General features: G+C 71.6%; 12 protein-coding genes. 8 read left to right on the forward strand and 4 right to left on the reverse strand.

Annotated features, from left to right (window positions below; all coding sequences use genetic code 11):
• The 3 genes from GSF22_RS18530 to GSF22_RS18540 all read left to right on the forward strand — a co-directional run.
• On the forward strand, window positions 1–1106 hold a 1106-nt coding region (locus GSF22_RS18530; RefSeq protein ID WP_208814883.1), incomplete at its 5' end, for a hypothetical protein.
• A gap of 330 nt (window positions 1107–1436) precedes the next feature.
• Entirely contained in the window at window positions 1437–3284 is a 1848-nt protein-coding gene (locus GSF22_RS18535) for a 2-oxoacid:acceptor oxidoreductase subunit alpha (RefSeq protein ID WP_208814884.1), read from the forward strand.
• Complete coding sequence (locus tag GSF22_RS18540) at window positions 3277–4311, forward strand: 2-oxoacid:ferredoxin oxidoreductase subunit beta (protein ID WP_208814885.1); 1035 nt, start codon at window positions 3277–3279, stop codon at window positions 4309–4311. The genes GSF22_RS18535 and GSF22_RS18540 overlap by 8 nt, the downstream gene beginning before the upstream one ends.
• A 123-nt stretch (window positions 4312–4434) precedes the next feature.
• Here GSF22_RS18540 and GSF22_RS18545 read toward each other — a convergent pair whose 3' ends face one another.
• Window positions 4435–5448, reverse strand: coding sequence for a potassium channel family protein (locus GSF22_RS18545; RefSeq protein WP_208814886.1), 1014 nt, complete (start codon window positions 5446–5448; stop codon window positions 4435–4437).
• Between the two features lie 164 nt (window positions 5449–5612).
• Here GSF22_RS18545 and GSF22_RS35740 point away from each other — a divergent pair, with 164 nt between their 5' ends.
• A complete protein-coding gene (locus GSF22_RS35740) occupies window positions 5613–6155 on the forward strand; it encodes a helix-turn-helix domain-containing protein (protein WP_307804100.1) in 543 nt (180 codons plus the stop codon).
• Here the strand turns inward: GSF22_RS35740 and GSF22_RS18555 are convergent.
• Both GSF22_RS18555 and GSF22_RS18560 read right to left on the reverse strand, forming a co-directional pair.
• On the reverse strand, window positions 6080–9100 hold the full coding sequence (locus GSF22_RS18555) for a hypothetical protein (RefSeq protein ID WP_208814887.1): 3021 nt from the start codon (window positions 9098–9100) through the stop codon (window positions 6080–6082). The two genes, GSF22_RS35740 and GSF22_RS18555, sit on opposite strands and share 76 nt — an antisense overlap.
• A 379-nt stretch (window positions 9101–9479) precedes the next feature.
• Window positions 9480–12317 (reverse strand): BTAD domain-containing putative transcriptional regulator, encoded by a 2838-nt coding sequence (locus tag GSF22_RS18560; RefSeq protein ID WP_208814888.1) that lies wholly within the window; start codon window positions 12315–12317, stop codon window positions 9480–9482.
• A gap of 245 nt (window positions 12318–12562) precedes the next feature.
• On the opposite strand from GSF22_RS18560, the gene GSF22_RS18565 reads away from it, so the two are divergent.
• The 3 genes from GSF22_RS18565 to GSF22_RS18575 all read left to right on the forward strand — a co-directional run bounded on the left by GSF22_RS18565 (window position 12563) and on the right by GSF22_RS18575 (window position 14358).
• On the forward strand, window positions 12563–13180 hold the full coding sequence (locus GSF22_RS18565) for a ClpP family protease (RefSeq protein WP_208814889.1): 618 nt from the start codon (window positions 12563–12565) through the stop codon (window positions 13178–13180).
• Window positions 13177–13599, forward strand: a complete 423-nt coding sequence (locus GSF22_RS18570; RefSeq protein WP_208814890.1) for a nuclear transport factor 2 family protein — start codon at window positions 13177–13179, stop codon at window positions 13597–13599. Before GSF22_RS18565 ends, GSF22_RS18570 begins: the two co-directional genes overlap by 4 nt.
• Window positions 13600–13671: 72 nt before the next feature.
• A complete protein-coding gene (locus GSF22_RS18575) occupies window positions 13672–14358 on the forward strand; it encodes a hypothetical protein (protein WP_208814891.1) in 687 nt (228 codons plus the stop codon).
• Between the two features lie 135 nt (window positions 14359–14493).
• Here the strand turns inward: GSF22_RS18575 and GSF22_RS18580 are convergent, their stop codons facing one another.
• Window positions 14494–15357, reverse strand: a complete 864-nt coding sequence (locus tag GSF22_RS18580) for an AraC family transcriptional regulator (RefSeq protein WP_208814892.1) — start codon at window positions 15355–15357, stop codon at window positions 14494–14496.
• 244 nt (window positions 15358–15601) lie between these two features.
• Here GSF22_RS18580 and GSF22_RS18585 point away from each other — a divergent pair.
• On the forward strand, window positions 15602–15927 hold a 326-nt coding region (locus GSF22_RS18585), incomplete at its 3' end, for a carbohydrate-binding protein (RefSeq protein WP_368856905.1).

The following is a 15927-nucleotide window of genomic DNA, read 5'->3' on the forward strand; positions in this document are numbered from 1 at the left end:
CCCCCACCCCGGACGTACCGGCCACCGGGGAACCCGCGCCACCGGCACCCTCGTCCGCCGCACCGCCGCCCGGGCAGCCCGGTCCGGCACCCCGCCCCGACCGGGCCCCGCTCGGGATCTCCGTGACCACCAGCGACGTCACGCTCACCCCGGCCTACTGGAACAGCCCCGACTCGCTGGCGGACCTGCTGGTCACCGTCACCAACACCGGCGGGACGGCCGAGTCGGTACGGCTGGCCTACAGCCTGCCGGCCGGGCTGACCGATGCCGGCACGGACGGCTGTTCCACCCAGGGTGGCCACCGCTACCGGTGCGGCGCCTGGACCGCCGCCGCCGGCACCCGGTTCAGCACCCGGATCCGGGTACGCGTCGACGACGACGCCTGGCGGCGGATGCCGCTGCACGGTGCGGTCGAGGTGACCGCCACCGCGCCCGGCCGGTCCGACCAGGTCAGCGACAGTCAGGGCTTCGCGGTGCTCTTCCCGCCCGGTCCGCCGGTACCCGGGATGACCCTCGACGCCGACGAGGTCGCCTTCGACATCACCGGCGCGGCCAGCGCCCTGGACGTGGAGCTCGGCAACACCGGCACGGTGGACGCGACCGGCGCGCTGGAGATCGTCCTGCCGGACGGGGTGACCGTGGACGGTGCACCCGCCGGCTGCACGCCGGCCGGTGCCGCGCGGACCCGCTGCGCGGTCGGTACGGTCACCGCCGGACGGCACGCCCACCTGCGGGTACCGGTCAGCGCGACCCCTCAGGCCCAGCGCAGCGCTCCGCTGGCCGGGGCGGTGATCGGTCTGCTGACCCCCCGGGCCGGCACGCAGAAGCGGATGCAGATGAGTTTCCGGATCGTCGCTGCGGCGGCCGCATCCGCCCCGGTGGTCTCGCCGGCGCCGACCGGGTCGCAGGGGGTGCTGCCGGGGGCGGCGCCGACCGCCGGGGACGACGGGTTGAGTGGCGCGCAGCAGACCGCGATCGCCCTGATCGTGGTCTCGGTGCTGCTCGTGGTGCTGGCCCTGGTGCTGGCGACCACCTCGCTGCGCCGCCGCCTGCTCGGCGACCCGCCGGTCGAGGTGCAACCCGGCCCCACCCCGGCAACCGACTGACCCTGCCGGCCTCCCGACCGCGCCGACCTGTCCCGCCGAACTCCCGACCGCGCCGACCGGTCCCGGCGGCTGGCTGACTGCGGGCCGCCCTGGCTCGATCAACTATCAGGTCGGTGAGCGCCGTTCGGTCCCGGTACCGGTGATCTGGATTACGGCACCCACTCAAAGGTGGGGCAAAACGGGACAGAAACTGTCGTCTACCTGTCCCAAACTCGCAACCTCCGGGCGGGTAGGGGTAGCGGTTGGACGTAGGCTCTGGGATGAAAAGCAGAGTGGGCCGGACCTTCCCTGGGGCGACCCGCCCGGCCGGCGCTCAAGGAGGGTGCAGCTGTGACCAAGCAGGTCCGCCAACTGGATCGGGTGGTCATCCGGTTCGCCGGTGACTCCGGTGACGGCATGCAGCTCACCGGCGACCGGTTCACCTCGGAAACCGCGCAGCTGGGCAACGACATCTCGACATTGCCCAACTTCCCGGCCGAGATCCGGGCTCCCGCCGGTACGCTGCCCGGCGTCTCCAGCTTCCAGGTGCACTTCGCCGACTACGACATCCTCACCCCGGGTGACTCGCCCAACGTGCTGGTCGCGATGAACCCGGCCGCACTCAAGGCCAACCTGGCCGACCTGCCCCGGGGCGCGGACATCATCGTCAACACCGACGAGTTCACCAAGCGCAACCTGGCCAAGGTCGGTTACCAGGTCAGCCCGCTGGAGGACGGCTCGCTCGACGGGTACGCCCTGCACCCGGTCGCGCTGACCTCGATGACGGTGGGCGCGCTGGCCGAGCACGAGGTGTCCAAGAAGGACGCCGAGCGGGCGAAGAACATGTTCGCCCTCGGCCTGCTCTCCTGGATGTACTCCCGGCCGTACGAGTCGACCCTGCGGTTCCTGGAGCGCAAGTTCGCCACCCGGCCGGAGCTGGTCGCGGCGAACATCGCGGCCTTCAAGGCCGGCTGGAACTTCGGCGAGACCACCGAGGACTTCTCGGTCCGCTACGAGGTGAAGCCGGCGAAGATGCAGCCGGGCACCTACCGCAACATCACCGGCAACGCGGCGCTCTCGCTCGGCCTGGTGGCCGCCGGGGTCCGTGCCCAGCTGCCGGTCTTCCTCGGCGCCTACCCGATCACCCCGGCCTCGGACATCCTGCACGAGCTGAGCAAGCACAAGCGGTTCGGCATCACCACCATGCAGGCCGAGGACGAGATCGCCGCGATCGGTGCCGCCCTCGGCGCGTCGTACGGTGGCGCCCTCGGCGTCACCACCACCAGCGGCCCGGGCGTGGCCCTCAAGGGCGAGACCATCTCGCTGGCCGTGGCGCTGGAGCTGCCGCTGGTGATCGTGGACGTGCAGCGGGCCGGGCCGTCGACCGGTATGCCGACCAAGACCGAGCAGGCCGACCTGAACATGGCCCTGTTCGGCCGGCACGGCGAGGCGCCGGTCGCGGTGATCGCGCCGCGTTCCCCGGCGGACTGCTTCCACGCGGCCATCGAGGCGGCCCGGATCGCGCTGACCTACCGCACCCCGGTGATCCTGCTCTCCGACAACTACGTCGCCAACGGCTCCGAGCCGTGGCTGCTGCCCGACGTGGCCAGCCTGCCCGACCTGCGGGTCGAGTTCGCCACCACGCCGAACAGCGAGGACGGCTCGACCTTCCTGCCGTACCTGCGCGACCCGGAGACGCTCGCCCGGCCGTGGGCCATCCCCGGCACCCCGGGCCTGGAGCACCGGATCGGCGGGCTGGAGAAGGCCGACAAGACCGGCGACATCTCGTACGACCCGACGAACCACGACTTCATGGTGCGTACCCGGGCGGCCCGGATCGAGACCATCCCGGTACCGGACATCGAGGTCGAGGACCCGGACGGCGACGCCCGGGTGCTGGTGCTCGGCTGGGGTTCGACGTACGGACCGATCGGGGCGGCCTGCCGGCAGCTCCGCCAGCGCGGGCTCTCCATCGCCCAGGCCCACCTGCGGCACCTCGCGCCGATGCCGGCCAACCTCGGTACGGTGCTCGCCGCCTACGACCGGGTGGTGATCCCGGAGATGAACCTCGGCCAGCTCGCCCACATCATCCGGGCCCGCTACCTGGTCGACGCGATCGGCTACAACCAGGTCCGCGGCCTGCCGTTCACGGCCAACGAGCTGGAGACCATGCTGGAAGAGGTCCTGAAGAATGTCTGAGCCCGTCGCCGTCAAGCTCACCACCAAGGACTTCAAGTCCGACCAGGAGGTGCGCTGGTGCCCCGGCTGCGGGGACTACGCGATCCTCGCCGCCGTCCAGTCGTTCATGCCGGAGCTGGGTATCCCCCGGGAACGGATCGTCTTCGTCTCCGGGATCGGCTGCTCGTCGCGTTTCCCGTACTACATGAACACGTACGGTATGCACTCGATCCACGGTCGGGCGCCGGCGATCGCCACCGGCCTGTCGGTGTCCCGGCCGGACCTGTCGGTCTGGGTGGTCACCGGTGACGGTGACGCGCTCTCCATCGGCGGCAACCACCTGATCCACGCGCTGCGGCGGAACGTCAACCTCAAGATCCTGCTGTTCAACAACCGGATCTACGGGCTGACCAAGGGCCAGTACTCCCCCACCTCCGAGGTCGGCAAGGTCACCAAGTCCACCCCGGTGGGTTCGGCCGACGCGCCGTTCAACCCGCTGTCGCTGGCGCTCGGCGCCGAGGCGACCTTCGTGGCCCGGACGATCGACTCCGACCGTAAGCACCTCCAGTCGGTGCTGCGGGCCGCCGCCGAGCACGAGGGGTCGGCGTTCGTCGAGATCTACCAGAACTGCAACATCTTCAACGACGGGGCGTTCGACCCGCTGAAGGAGCCGGCCACCCGGGACGACTTCCTGATCCGGCTGGAGCACGGCCAGCCGGTCACCTTCGGCGCCGACGGCCGGTTCTGCGTGGTGCACCCGCCGGGTGGTTTCGGGCTGGAGGTCCGGGAGACCGCCTCGGTACGCCCCGAGGAGATCGTCGTCCACGACGCGACCGTCGCCGATCCGGCGTACGCCTTCGCGCTGAGCCGGCTGCCCGGCCTGGACCTGAGCAACACCCCGATCGGCGTGTTCCGCAACGTCGACCGCCCGTCCTACGACAGCGTGGTGCAGGCGCAGGTCAGCGCGGCCCAGGCCACGGTGACCGACAGCCCGGAGCAGCAGCTCGCCGGTCTGCTCGCTTCCGGCGACACCTGGACGATCCTCTGACCTGACGAGCCGGAAAAGGGGGTGGTCCCGCGCTGCGGGCCCACCCCCTTCGTCGTCGTTCGGAGCGTCGGGCAGCAGGGGCCGCTCAGGCGACCGCTCGGAGCGCCGGGCAGCAGGGGCCGCTCAGGCAACCGCGTTGGCGTGGGGCCGGTCGTCCCGGACGTGCACCAGCATGTCGCCGGTCTCGATGACCGCGCCGGCCTGGTCGGAGAGGGTGACCACCCGACCCCGCCGGACCAGTGCGATCACCAGGGCGTCCAGTTCCCGGGGGGACCGGCCCACCTCGTCGCGTTCGGCCGAGCGCATCGCCAGCGCCATCCCCTGGCCGGGGGTGAGCAGGTCCTCCACCACGTCGATCAGCGGGGGCGCCGAGGTGGAGAGCCCGAGCAGCCGGCCGGCGGTGGCCGAGGAGACGATCACGTGGTGCGCCCCGCTCTGCTTGAGCAGCGGCGCGTTCTCCGCCTCCCGGACCGCCGAGATGATCCGTACCTGGCCGGCGGTGAGCTGCCGGACCGTCAGCGTGACCAGCACCGACGCGTCGTCGCTGTCGGTCGCGATGATCACCGCCTTGGCGTTGCGGACGTGGGCCTCCTGGAGTACCGACGAGCGGGTCGCCGAGCCCTCGATCGCCACCAGCCCGGCCGAGGTGGCCTGCCGGACGGCGGTCGCGCTGCGCTCGACCACCACGATCTTCTGCTTGTCGAAACCGTTCTCCAGCAGAGCTGAGATCGCGCTACGGCCCTTGGTGCCGTAGCCGCAGATGATGACGTGATCCTTCACGGTCTTCCTCCACCGCGACAGGCGACGGCCGGTCCGGTACTGCTCGGTCAGAACTTCCAGGGTGGTACCGACCAGGATGATCAGGAACAGCACCCGGGCGGGGGTGACGAAGAAGACGTTGACCATCCGGGCCGAGTTCGACGCCGGGGTGATGTCCCCGTAGCCGGTGGTGGAGAGGGACACGACCGCGTAGTAGGCGCAGTCGAGCAGGGTGAGGCCGTCCTCGTTGACGTCGCGGTACCCGCCACGGTCGAGGTAGACCACGCCGACGACAGCCAGCACCAGGCCGATCGCCGCCGCCAGGCGCAGGCTGAGCGCGCTCAACGGACCGCGTCTCACTGCGGGAAAATGGATCACTGCCGGTCCTGCTCCGCTCCTGCGCCCACCTGCACGTGCACAACATAGCCGGTACCCCGTTACCCGCCGGGTGGGGTGCCCATGCGGCCTTCGACGGTCCCCGGGGTGGCGGGCCAACCGGCATGATGGGGAGCGGGGCCGAGGGTGTGGAGAGTGAGGACCGGATGTCACTGCTGCGTCGGGTGATCGGTGGCGTGCTCCGACGGGTACGCCTACGGCAGGGCCGGACCCTGCGGGACGTGGCCGAGGCGGCCGGGGTGTCCGTTCCGTACCTCTCCGAGATCGAGCGGGGCCGTAAGGAGGCCTCCTCGGAGGTGCTGGCGGCGATCTGCCGGGCGCTCGGGATGTACCTGTCCGACCTGCTGGAGGAGGCCCGCGACGACCTGCGCCGGATGGAGCCCCGGATCCCCGCCGCACCACGGGTCCCGGCCGTCCCGGGTACCCCGGTCCCCCGGTCCCGGGTCCACCGGCAGCCCCGGTGCGCGGTGCGGGCGTTCCCGTGCCGTACCCGCACCCACCGGAAGCGGCCCGGCCGGGACGCCTTCGAAGGCGTCCCGGCCGGGGTCGGGTTCACGTCAGGGTCGACGACCGGTCAGCCCACCCGTTCGCTCGGGGGCGGGCTGACCGCCGGTCAGTGGCGGACCGATGCGTCGATCATGGTCAGGCTGGTGATGACCGCCTCGACCTCGGGCATCCCCTCGGTGTAGTCGCCGTTGGCGATCCGCACCGACGCGGCCTCGTACCGGTCGGTCAGCAGGCCGTGCCGGCTCTTCGCCTTCGCCACGATGCAGTTGCCCACCGGGTCCCACATCTCCTCCGAGCCACCCGCCACGCAGTCGGTCAGGTGCCGCTGCCCGGCGAGCGGGTCGAAGGCACCGTTACCGGCCGTGCAGGGCGCGCCCCGGGCGGGAGCGTTGCAGTTCGCGTACGCCGTGAGGGCGGTGGCGAAGGTGTCCTTGACGATGGTGGCGTCACTGTCGTCGCCGACGATCCGGGTGCTGCCGAAAAGCGAGGCGCGGAGCAGGTCGTCCTGCATCAACGTCCGGCCGAAGCCGAGCTGCGTGTACGCCTTGAGCAGCTTCACCGCCCGGGTCACCTCGGCGTTGCTCTTGTGGATGTCGGACGCCTCGTTGTTCAGGTCGTCGTACACCTGGCCGTAGTAGGCCGCCCGCCGACCGGCCAGGAAGTTGGTCATCCGGGTCCGGACGTCCGTGTTGACCTGCTCGTTGCCGGAGTAGGTGGCACCCGACTCGAACATCGGCTTGTAGACCGCGTCCCAGTTGTCGAGGTAGTCCTCCAGCGCGTAGCAGAAGACGAACTCACCCGTCTCCTTGTACTCCCGGCAGGTCTCACCCAGCGGAGTGGTGAGGGTCCGGACCTGGTAGTCCCGCACCTCGCTGCCCCACCGCACGCGCAGCCGCATCTGCACCCGCAGGTCCGCCTTGGTGATGTAGAACTTCGTGGTGAAGCTGCGCTTGATGTTGACCATGCCGGCGTCGTAGCAGAGCGACACCGTCGGCTTGTCCGGGTGGGCGTACTGGGCGAAGGCGAACACGCTCGGCGCCGAGGTCAGCGCGATGTTGTTCGGCCGGCTCAGGTACCCCGGCGTGCCGTTGCACGGCTGCACGCCCGCCGGGTCGGTCAGCTTCGCGGCGTCCGGCAGCGCCTGGTCGAGCGGGCCGAAGAGGTTGTACTCCTTGTCGTCGCTGTACTTCTTGCGCACTGCGGAGAGCTTGAGCCGCAGGTCACCGACCGCGTTCAGGTAGTCGGCGGTCAGCCCGGTGAAGAGCACGTTGGTCCGCTTGCCGTCGGCACCCGGCGTCGTCTTCGGCTTGCTCAGCGCCCGGTTCACGGTCAGGATGTCCTGCCCGGTGGAGATGATCCGGGCGGTCTCGGTCGCCGAGACCTGCTTGGCGTAGTCCGGGTTCTGCAGGGCCAGTACGCCGTATCCACGGGCGGCGAAGGACCAGGTGGCCGGGTTGGGCTTGGTCAGCGTGCTGCTGGTGGGCAGCCCGTACCGGTTGCCGGCGTACCACTCCAGGTAGCCGAGCGCGCCGTTGGGCTCCCAGGTGTTCAGCGCCTGCACCGGGTCGGTGGTGCTCCAGCCGGTGCTCGGGCCGGTCAGCGGGGCCCGGGTGGACAGCGTCGTCGCCGCGGTACGCAGGATGCCCTCCGGCTCGGTGTAGCGGTCCCCGCCCCCGTTGTAGCTGGGGATCGGCTGGCCGTACCGCTGCTCGTAGTCGATGTACTTGTTCATCATCAGGTTGGTGTCGTAGAGGATGTCCTCCTGCTGACCCTTGATGATCTCGGCGCCCCACATGTCCAGCCGGGGCATGAGCCGCAGCAGCTGCGTCTCCAGGTTCGCCAGCTGGGCGTTCGTGGCGTTCTGCAGCTGCATCATCTCGTCGAACCGGTTGATCATGTCGCCGTACAGGTTGGTCAGGCCCTGCTCCAGCCGGTCGAACCGGCTGTGCATGCTGGTGTTCAGGGTGGCGATGTCCTGCCGGATCTTGGCCAGCTCGTCGAGCATCACCTGCTCCGGGCTCGGCACCCCGGAGAAGAGCGGCAGCACGCTGGTGATGGCGCCCAGCACGTTCCCGGTCAGGGTGAGCGTGCTCATCGAGAAGATGGCCTCGCCGAGCCCCAGCCCGGCCACCGCCGGGATGAAGTTGTTGATCGCGGTGGCCACCTGCACCGCCGCCTTGCCCACCCCGGCCGCGATCTTGCCGGCCCGGGGGTCGGCGAAGCCGAGCAGGGTGGAGAGGATCTCGATGGCGGTCGCCGCGCCGTCGATGATCTGCTGCCGCTCGGCCGCGAGGTTCCGCTGGTTCTGCTGCTCCGCCAGGGTGGGGCGGGGCGCGCCCGGCGCGACCGGGTACTTCGCGTCCAGCTCCTTCATCAGCGCCAGGGTCGTGTCGTTCTGGGCGCTGATCAGTTCGAGCTTGGCGGCGAGCTGCTCCTGCCCCTCCTGGAGGTACGCGGTGCTGTTGGCCAACTGGTCCATCAACGCCTGGACGTTGACGTTCGTGGCGATGACCGGGTCGGCCAGCAGCTGGTCGATGGTCGCGTTGGCGCTGATGTTCATACCGGCGCCGATCGCGCCGTCCCAGGCCTGCCGGAACGCGCTGTCGATGCTGCCCCGCTGGTTGACCCGGCTCCAGATCAGGTCCTGGATGGCGTAGAGCTGGCTGAAGGCGGTGTACTGGAACTTGCTCCCCGCCACGTAGTCGGCCGACATCGCCCAGGTCTTGATGTCCTTGCCCATCGTCGACTCCAGCAGGTCCCGGATGATCGGGGCGGCCTGCGCGGCGGCGGGGTGCAGCGTGGTCAGGTTGATCAGCTTCATGGCGTAGTCGAAGGCCGGCCGCTCCAGGTCCTGGGCGGTCAGGTTGTTGTCGTACCAGGCCCGCATGGAGGCCATCCGCTGGTGCAGCTGCTCGGCCGTCGCGTACGGGTTCTTCTCCCGGAACCCGACGAGGTCGGCGCTGAGCATCATGTCCCGCAGCCCGTTGGGGCCGGGGTTCTTCAGCCGGGCGTACGAGGTGAAGAGCCGGTTCTGCAACTCCTGGTTCTTGACCTCGACCCCGTCGGCCGCCTGGACCGGCTGGGCCAGGGTCAGCGCGACGACCACGGCGGTCGCCACGGCGATCACCCGGCCGAAGAGGGTTCGACGTCGACGGTTTCTATATCGGATCTCGGGCACGGTTGTTCCTGACACAGGTGTTCCCCCCACAGTGATGGACAGGAACGAGTGTCAGGCCCGTCGATGGGACACGGATGGGATCCAGGGTCGGCGGGATCCCACTGGAATCCCATCGGCCGGTGCTACCGGGCCGGGCCGTCGACCGGGTCGGTTGGTCCGTCCGGCGGTCGCGGCGACCGTCCGGCGGACGGGTCGGGCCGACCGGGCGGTCCCACGGTACCCGGGAAGTCAGGCCCACGGTACCCGGCAGGCCGGTTCGACGGTACCCGTGGAACCGACCCAGCCGACGGTGCGGGACACCTGGCAGGTGCGGTCCTCAGTCGACGGTTTAGCCGGACGGATCGCCCGGCCAGGGGGCGTGTGCGCGCAGCAGGGCGTTCACCTCGTCCCGGGAAAGCTGCCAGCCCCGCCGCCGGGCGGTGGCCCACCGGTCCCCGGTGAGCGCCGCCCGGACCGTCGCCAACTGCCGGGGTGCGTCCACCGGGTCCATCAGGTCCGGCACGAAGCCGTACCGGGACCCGTGCCGCTCGACCGCAGCGAGCAGGGCGGCGCCGTCCTCCGGCCGACCCAGCCCGGCCAGTGCCGCAGCGGCGGTGTGCACGACGACCAGCCACGAGGTGACGTCACCGTCCCGTTCCAGCAGGTCGAGTACGGACAGCCCGGTAGCCAGCGCGCCGGCCGGATCGGTGAGGTCGAGCGCCACCTTCATCGCCAGCCAGGACGACGAGATCTCGACGAACCCGTGCCCGCAGCGCCGCGCGACCTGCACGGACTCCGCCAGGTCGACCCGCGCCCGGTCGACCTGGCCGGCGATCCGGTGCAGCATCCCCAGCGCCGACAGGGCCTCCGCCTCGATCGCCGGTTCCGCCACCTGCCGGGCCGTCGCCACGGCGGCACCGGCATCGGCGATGGCGTCCGGGACGGTGGTCGCGCCGGCCACCGCTTCGAACAGCGCCCGGTACGCCAACGCCAGCGCCCCGGTCACGGAATCCCCCGCCGCACGGGCGGCGTCGACCGCGTCACGCATGGACCGGCCGGCAGCCGCCAGGTCACCGGCCAGGTAGGCCAGCCCGCCCAGACCGAGCAGGGCCCGGGCGCGTACCCCCGGCCCGGCGTCGGGGGCAGCCGCCAACGCGGCCCGCAACCAGCCGGTCCCCTCGACGATCTGCCCGGTCCGGTACCAGTACATGGCGAGCGCACCACCCAGGCGCAGCGCGTACCGACCGTCACCGGCCGCCAGCGACGAGGCGAACGCCAGCCGGATCTCGGCCTGCCGCTGTGCCAGGCCGGCCAGGACCACCCCCGATTCCGGGCCCCGCACCTGCCGCTCGGCGTCCTCCGCGTACCGCAGCACCCAGTCCCGGTGCGCGGCCTGCGCGGTGGCCAGTTCCGCCGGGTCCAACCGGGACCGCCCGTACTGCCGCAGGCTCTCCAGCAGCCGGAACCGGCGCGGATCGGTACCCGGTTCCACCATCACCAGGGACTTGCGGACCAGCGCGGCGACCGGGGCCAGGGCCGGGCCGCCGACGACGGCGCCCGCCGCCGCCAGGTCGAACCCGCCACCGAAGACGCTCAGCCAGCGGAAGACCCGCTGCTGCGCCGGGTCGAGCAGGTGGTAGCTCCAGTCCACCGCGTCCACCAGGCTGCGGTGCCGGTCCGGTACGCCGGTCGGCCCGTCGGCCAGCAGCGCCAACCGGTCGTCGAGCCCGCCGGCGATCTGCTCCACCGACAGCACCTGACAGTGGGCCGCCGCCAGTTCGATGGCCAGGGGCAGCCGGTCCAGTTCGGCGCAGATGGCCCGGATCCGCCGCCGGTCGTCCGGCCCGGGCGCCCAGTCGGGGGCGACCGCCGCAGCCCGCTGGTCGAACAGTTCCACCGCCTGCTCGCCGGAGAGCACCGGCACCTCGAACACCGCTTCCCCCGCCACCCGCAGCGGTTCGCGGCTGGTCGCCAGGACCCGCAGCCCGCCGCACCGGGCCAGCAGCGTCGCCACCGCCGTCCCGACCGGGGCCACCAGGTGTTCACAGTTGTCGAGGAGCAGCAGCAGCTCACGCGCACCGAGTACCGCCGCGAGCTGGTCCAGGGTCGCGACCGCCGGGAGGCCCAACGCCGCTCCGACGGTCTCCACCAGCAGCTCCGGTGCGCCCAGGCCGGCCAGTTCCACCAGCCACGGGCCGTCCCGGTCCGGTCGGCCCCGGGCCACCTGGAGGGCCAGCGTGGTCTTGCCGACCCCACCCGGGCCGGTCAGCGTGACCAGCCGGTGCTGCCCGAGCATCCGGTCCACCGCAGCCCGTTCGCCGGGCCGGTCCAGCAACCGGTTGACCTCGAACGGGAGGTTGCGGGTGCGCTCCGGCACCGTCGGCGCCGGGCCGGTCACCGCCGCCGCCCCGGCCGGGGCGGCCAGCTCCGGATCCTGCCGCAGCATCGCGGTCTCCAGGTGCCGCAGCGTCGGCCCCGGGTCGAGACCCAGTTCGTCGGCGAACACGGTGCGGGCGGTACGCAGGGCGTCCAGGGCCTCCCGCTGCCGGCCGGCCCGGTAGAGGGCGAGCGCGTACAGCTCCTGGCCGCGTTCCCGGAACGGGTGTCCGGCGACGTGCCCGGCCAGGTCACCGAGCACCGTCGTGTGCTCGCCGAGGGCCAGCAGGGCGGCGTACCGCTCCTCGACGGCGTCCAGCCGCAGACCGGTCAGCCGGGTCACCTCGGGCTGCACGAAGGCGTACCCGGTGAACTCGGCGTACGGCTCGCCGCGCCACTGGGCCAGCGCCTCGTCGAGCAGGTGCAGCGCGCCGGCCGGATCGTCCTGCCGTAGCGCCCGGACCCCGAGGGTCACCAGGTCGGCGAACCGTTCGGCGTCCACACTGTCCGCACCGAGCCGCAGCACGTACCCCGGTCCCTGCCGGGCCAGCAGCTCGCCACGCGGGCCGGCGCTCCGCCCCGGGTCCAGGGCCCGCCGCAACTGCTTGACGTATCCGTACAGGGTGGTCAGTGCCGGTGCCTTCGTGTCCGCCCAGACCAGGTCGATGATCCGGTCGACCGGTACCAGCCGTTGCCGGGCGAGCAGCAGCACCGCCAGGACCGCGCGCTGGCGGGTACCGCCGAGGTCGACCGGTTGTCCGTCGACCGTCGCCACCATGGGCCCGAGCACCCCGACCCGAACGTCCGCCACGTCCCGCCACCTCCCACCGGTGCGCACGATGCTACGGGCAGCGCCGGTGCCCTGCGCCAGCCTGTTTCCCGCCGGTGGCCTGCACCGACCCGGTCGCCGCCGGCTCTGGCCCGTCCGCTTCTGCTGTCGGCAGATCTGCCGGAGGGAGAATCGCTGGGCCCCCGGGTGCCGGCCGCCGCACGCTGGACCCTGCCGGTCACCGGGCGGTGTCTCCGCCCGCCGGCCATCTGAGAGGCGGGACAGTCATGAGCATCGTGTTGGCACGGGCGGCCACCGAGCCCGGCGCGGCCTTCGGTGACCAGGTCTTCGAACGGCTGCTCCGGGAACGCATCGTCTTCCTGGGTACCGAGGTGACCGATGCCTCGGCCAACGTCATCTGTGCGCAGCTCCTGCTGCTCGCGGCCGCCGACCCGGAACGGGACGTCCATCTCTACATCAACTCTCCCGGCGGCTCGGTCACCGCCGGATTGGCCGTCTACGACACGATGCGGTACATCCAGAACGACGTGGCCACGGTCGCGATGGGACTGGCCGGGTCTATGGGGCAGTTCCTGCTCTGTGCCGGCACACCCGGCAAGCGGTACGCCCTGCCGCACTCGCGGATCATGATGCACCAGATCTCCGGCGGTATCGGGGGCACCACCGCCGACATCACCATCCAGGCCGAGAACATGCTCCACATGAAGCGCGTCATCCAGGAACGGATCGCACACCACACCGGACGGACGCCGGAGCAGATCGCCCAGGACTCCGACCGGGACCGGTGGTTCACCCCGGACCAGGCCCGCGAGTACGGCCTGATCGACCACGTGATCGCGCACGCCGCCGAGCTGGCCGGTCCGGACGGGGCAGCCCGGCCGTGACGGCGGAGCCAGGTGCGGTCGGGACGGCGGACGGTCCGGTCGACGAGCTACGCGCCGCCGAACGGCAACTCCAGGCCGCACAGCTCGCCGGTGACGTCGAGGCCCTGGACCGGCTCCTCGACGACCGGCTGGTCTTCACCTTCGGGCCGGACGGCCGGCACTACACCAAACAGGACGACCTGACCAACCATCGGACCCGGCGGCAGGTGACGACCCGCCTCGTCGAGGAGGAGCTGGCCGTCCTGGTGGACGGCCGGACCGGGGTGACCTGGTTCCTGGGCACCCTCCAGGGCAGCGTCGCCGGTACCCCGTTCCAGGTGCGGATGCGCTACACCCGCACCTGGGTCCGGGACGGGGAGGGCAGCTGGCGGATCGTCGCCGCACACGCCAGCGAGGTACCGGCCGCCGTTGTTCCCTAGGGGGGTCCCGGACGGGACGTTCCGGGATCCCACCGGTCGTGCCGGACCGTCGTCCGGTGCAAGCATCGACGCATGGCTGCTTCACGGGGGGTAAAGCGGTGGCGTCAGCTCACCGTCTGGTTACACGTGATCACCTCGGTCGGCTGGATGACGCAGGCCCTGACCATCTGCGTGCTGCTGGCCACCAGTCTCAGCACGACGGACCGGGGAGTGGCGGTCAGCAGCACGGCTGCGGCCGAGTTGCTCGACATGCGGTTGCTGGCGCCGATGGCGAACGCCTCGGCGTTCACCGGCTTCATGCTGGCCGCCGCCACCCCGTGGGGGTTCTTCCGGCACTGGTGGGTGCTGGCCAAGTTCGCGATCACCGTGGTGCAGCTCCACCTCGGCATCTTCGTCCTCTCCGACGCGCTGCACGCCTCGGCGGCTGCTGCGGTGGCGGGTACCGTCGGCCCGACCCGGGCGATGGTCGTCGGTTCCGCCTGCATGGCCGGTGCGATCGCCTTCCAGGCCTGGCTGTCGGTGGCGAAGCCCTGGTCGACCACCGCGTGGACGACCAACCGGGGCCGTGCCGGGGCGCCCCGGACCGCGCCGGTCTGGGTCTTCGTCGCCACGGTCTGCGGCGGCATCCTCGACTTCGCCGTGGCCTGGTTGCTCGGTCACCCGGCCCCGCTGCTCTCCCTGACCATCCTCGGCACCTGGCTGGTGCTGCGTCGCCGGGTGGAGCGGCGGGCGTCCCGACCGGAGCGGGTGCCCGCCTGACGTCACCCGAAGCGGCCCGGAGCCGACGCCCGCACCGCCCGGCGGGTCCGGCCGACCACCCGCCCCGCCGGGCAGCCGGTCACCTGGGCAGCCGACCACCCGTCCCGCCGGGCAGCCGGTCACCCGCTCAGCCGCTCAGCCGGTCACCCGCTCGACCGGGATCCACAGCTCGGCATCCGCCTGGCTGCCGTCGTCGGACAACCGGGTACGGGAGATCTCCGGTCCCGGCCGGCTGCGGTACGGGTTCGACGGGAACCACAGGGTGAACACGTCCCGCCACAGGTACTGGAGGGTCTGCGGGAACGGCCCCGAACTCTCGAAGACCGCCCACACCCCGGCCGGTACGGCCAGCACGTCCAGGTCGTCCGGGGCGGCTCCGGTGGCCACCGCGTACCAGTAGTCCAGCTCGGTACCCTCCGCGCGGCTGCCGGCGAGGTTGTCGCTGGCGTTGACGATGCCCTGGGGTTCCTGGTCGGAGAGGGCCTCGATCCGGCGTACCGTCTCCTTGTCGACGCTCTTCACGAACTCGACGATCGCCGGGTTCATCCCCTCGTGCACCAGGGGTACCCGGGCCCGCCGACCCACCAGGTGGAAGGCGTCCTTCTCCACGATCCGGTACCGCATGCTGCCGCTCCCTTCGACGATGAGGCGGAAGGAGAGCCGGGGCTGCGCGCGCAGGGCGGCACCGGTACGCCGGGCCTCGCCGGGGCCGACGCCGTGCACGGCGCGGAACGCGCGGGCGAACGCCTCCCCCGATCCGTAGCCGTACCGCACCGCGACGTCGAGCAGCGTCTCGGCACCGGCGAGCACCTCGGCACCGGCGACGGTCAGCCGACGGCGGCGGATGTACTCGGACAGCGGGACCCCGGCGAGCGCGGAGAACAGCCGTCGGAAGTGGTACTCCGACGTCACCGCGATCCGCGCCAGTTCGGTCACCTCGATCCGCTGGTCCAGGTGCCGCTCGATGTACTCCATCGCCTGGTTGAGCCGCTCCAGCATCCGGCTCTCCTTTCCCTTCTGCACACCACGCTAGGCAGCGGTCGGCGCCCGGACCCGACATCCTGTGCCCGTCCCGGTCGGTCCGGGTCGCGCAGCCCCGTGCAGGGCGACGAGTACCGGGGCCGGTTCGAGGACACCCGGCCCGAAATATCGAGGGAGTTACATTTAACAAACTTAACTGATACGCTCGCCGGCACCTGCCCACCGGACGGCGGGCCGTGTCACATCGACGAGGTGGGATGCCATGAGACTACGACGCGAACTGTTTGCCCTGGCGGTCGGCGCGATGGTCGCCACCGTGGTCAGCTTCGTCCCGGCGCCGGGCAGCCTCGCCGCGACGACCACCGGAACCCCGGTGACGGCGGCCACGGCCTGCTCGGCACCGGCCTGGGCGGAGGGCACCAGCTACCCGGCCGGCAGTCGGGTCACCTACCAGAGCCGGACCTACGAGGCCCTGGTGACCCACACGGCGGTACCCGGCGCCGGCTGGAACCCGGTCGCCGCCCCCTCCCTCTGGCGGGACCTCGGGCCCTGCGACGGCGGCCCCCCGTCGCCGACACCGACCGGCAC

The organism is Micromonospora echinofusca, from assembly GCF_017614955.1.
Classification (GTDB): Bacteria; Actinomycetota; Actinomycetes; order Mycobacteriales; family Micromonosporaceae; genus Micromonospora; species Micromonospora echinofusca_A.

Bases quoted from the DNA above. Each gene is read 5' to 3' on its own strand.
- GSF22_RS18540 (WP_208814885.1), top strand. From the start codon at position 3,277: ATGTCTGAGCCCGTCGCCGTCAAGCTCACCACCAAGGACTTCAAGTCC.
- GSF22_RS35740 (WP_307804100.1), top strand. From the start codon at position 5,613: ATGTCACTGCTGCGTCGGGTGATCGGTGGCGTGCTCCGACGGGTACGC.
- GSF22_RS18565 (WP_208814889.1), top strand. From the start codon at position 12,563: ATGAGCATCGTGTTGGCACGGGCGGCCACCGAGCCCGGCGCGGCCTTC.
- GSF22_RS18575 (WP_208814891.1), top strand. From the start codon at position 13,672: ATGGCTGCTTCACGGGGGGTAAAGCGGTGGCGTCAGCTCACCGTCTGG.
- GSF22_RS18580 (WP_208814892.1), bottom strand. From the start codon at position 15,357: ATGCTGGAGCGGCTCAACCAGGCGATGGAGTACATCGAGCGGCACCTG.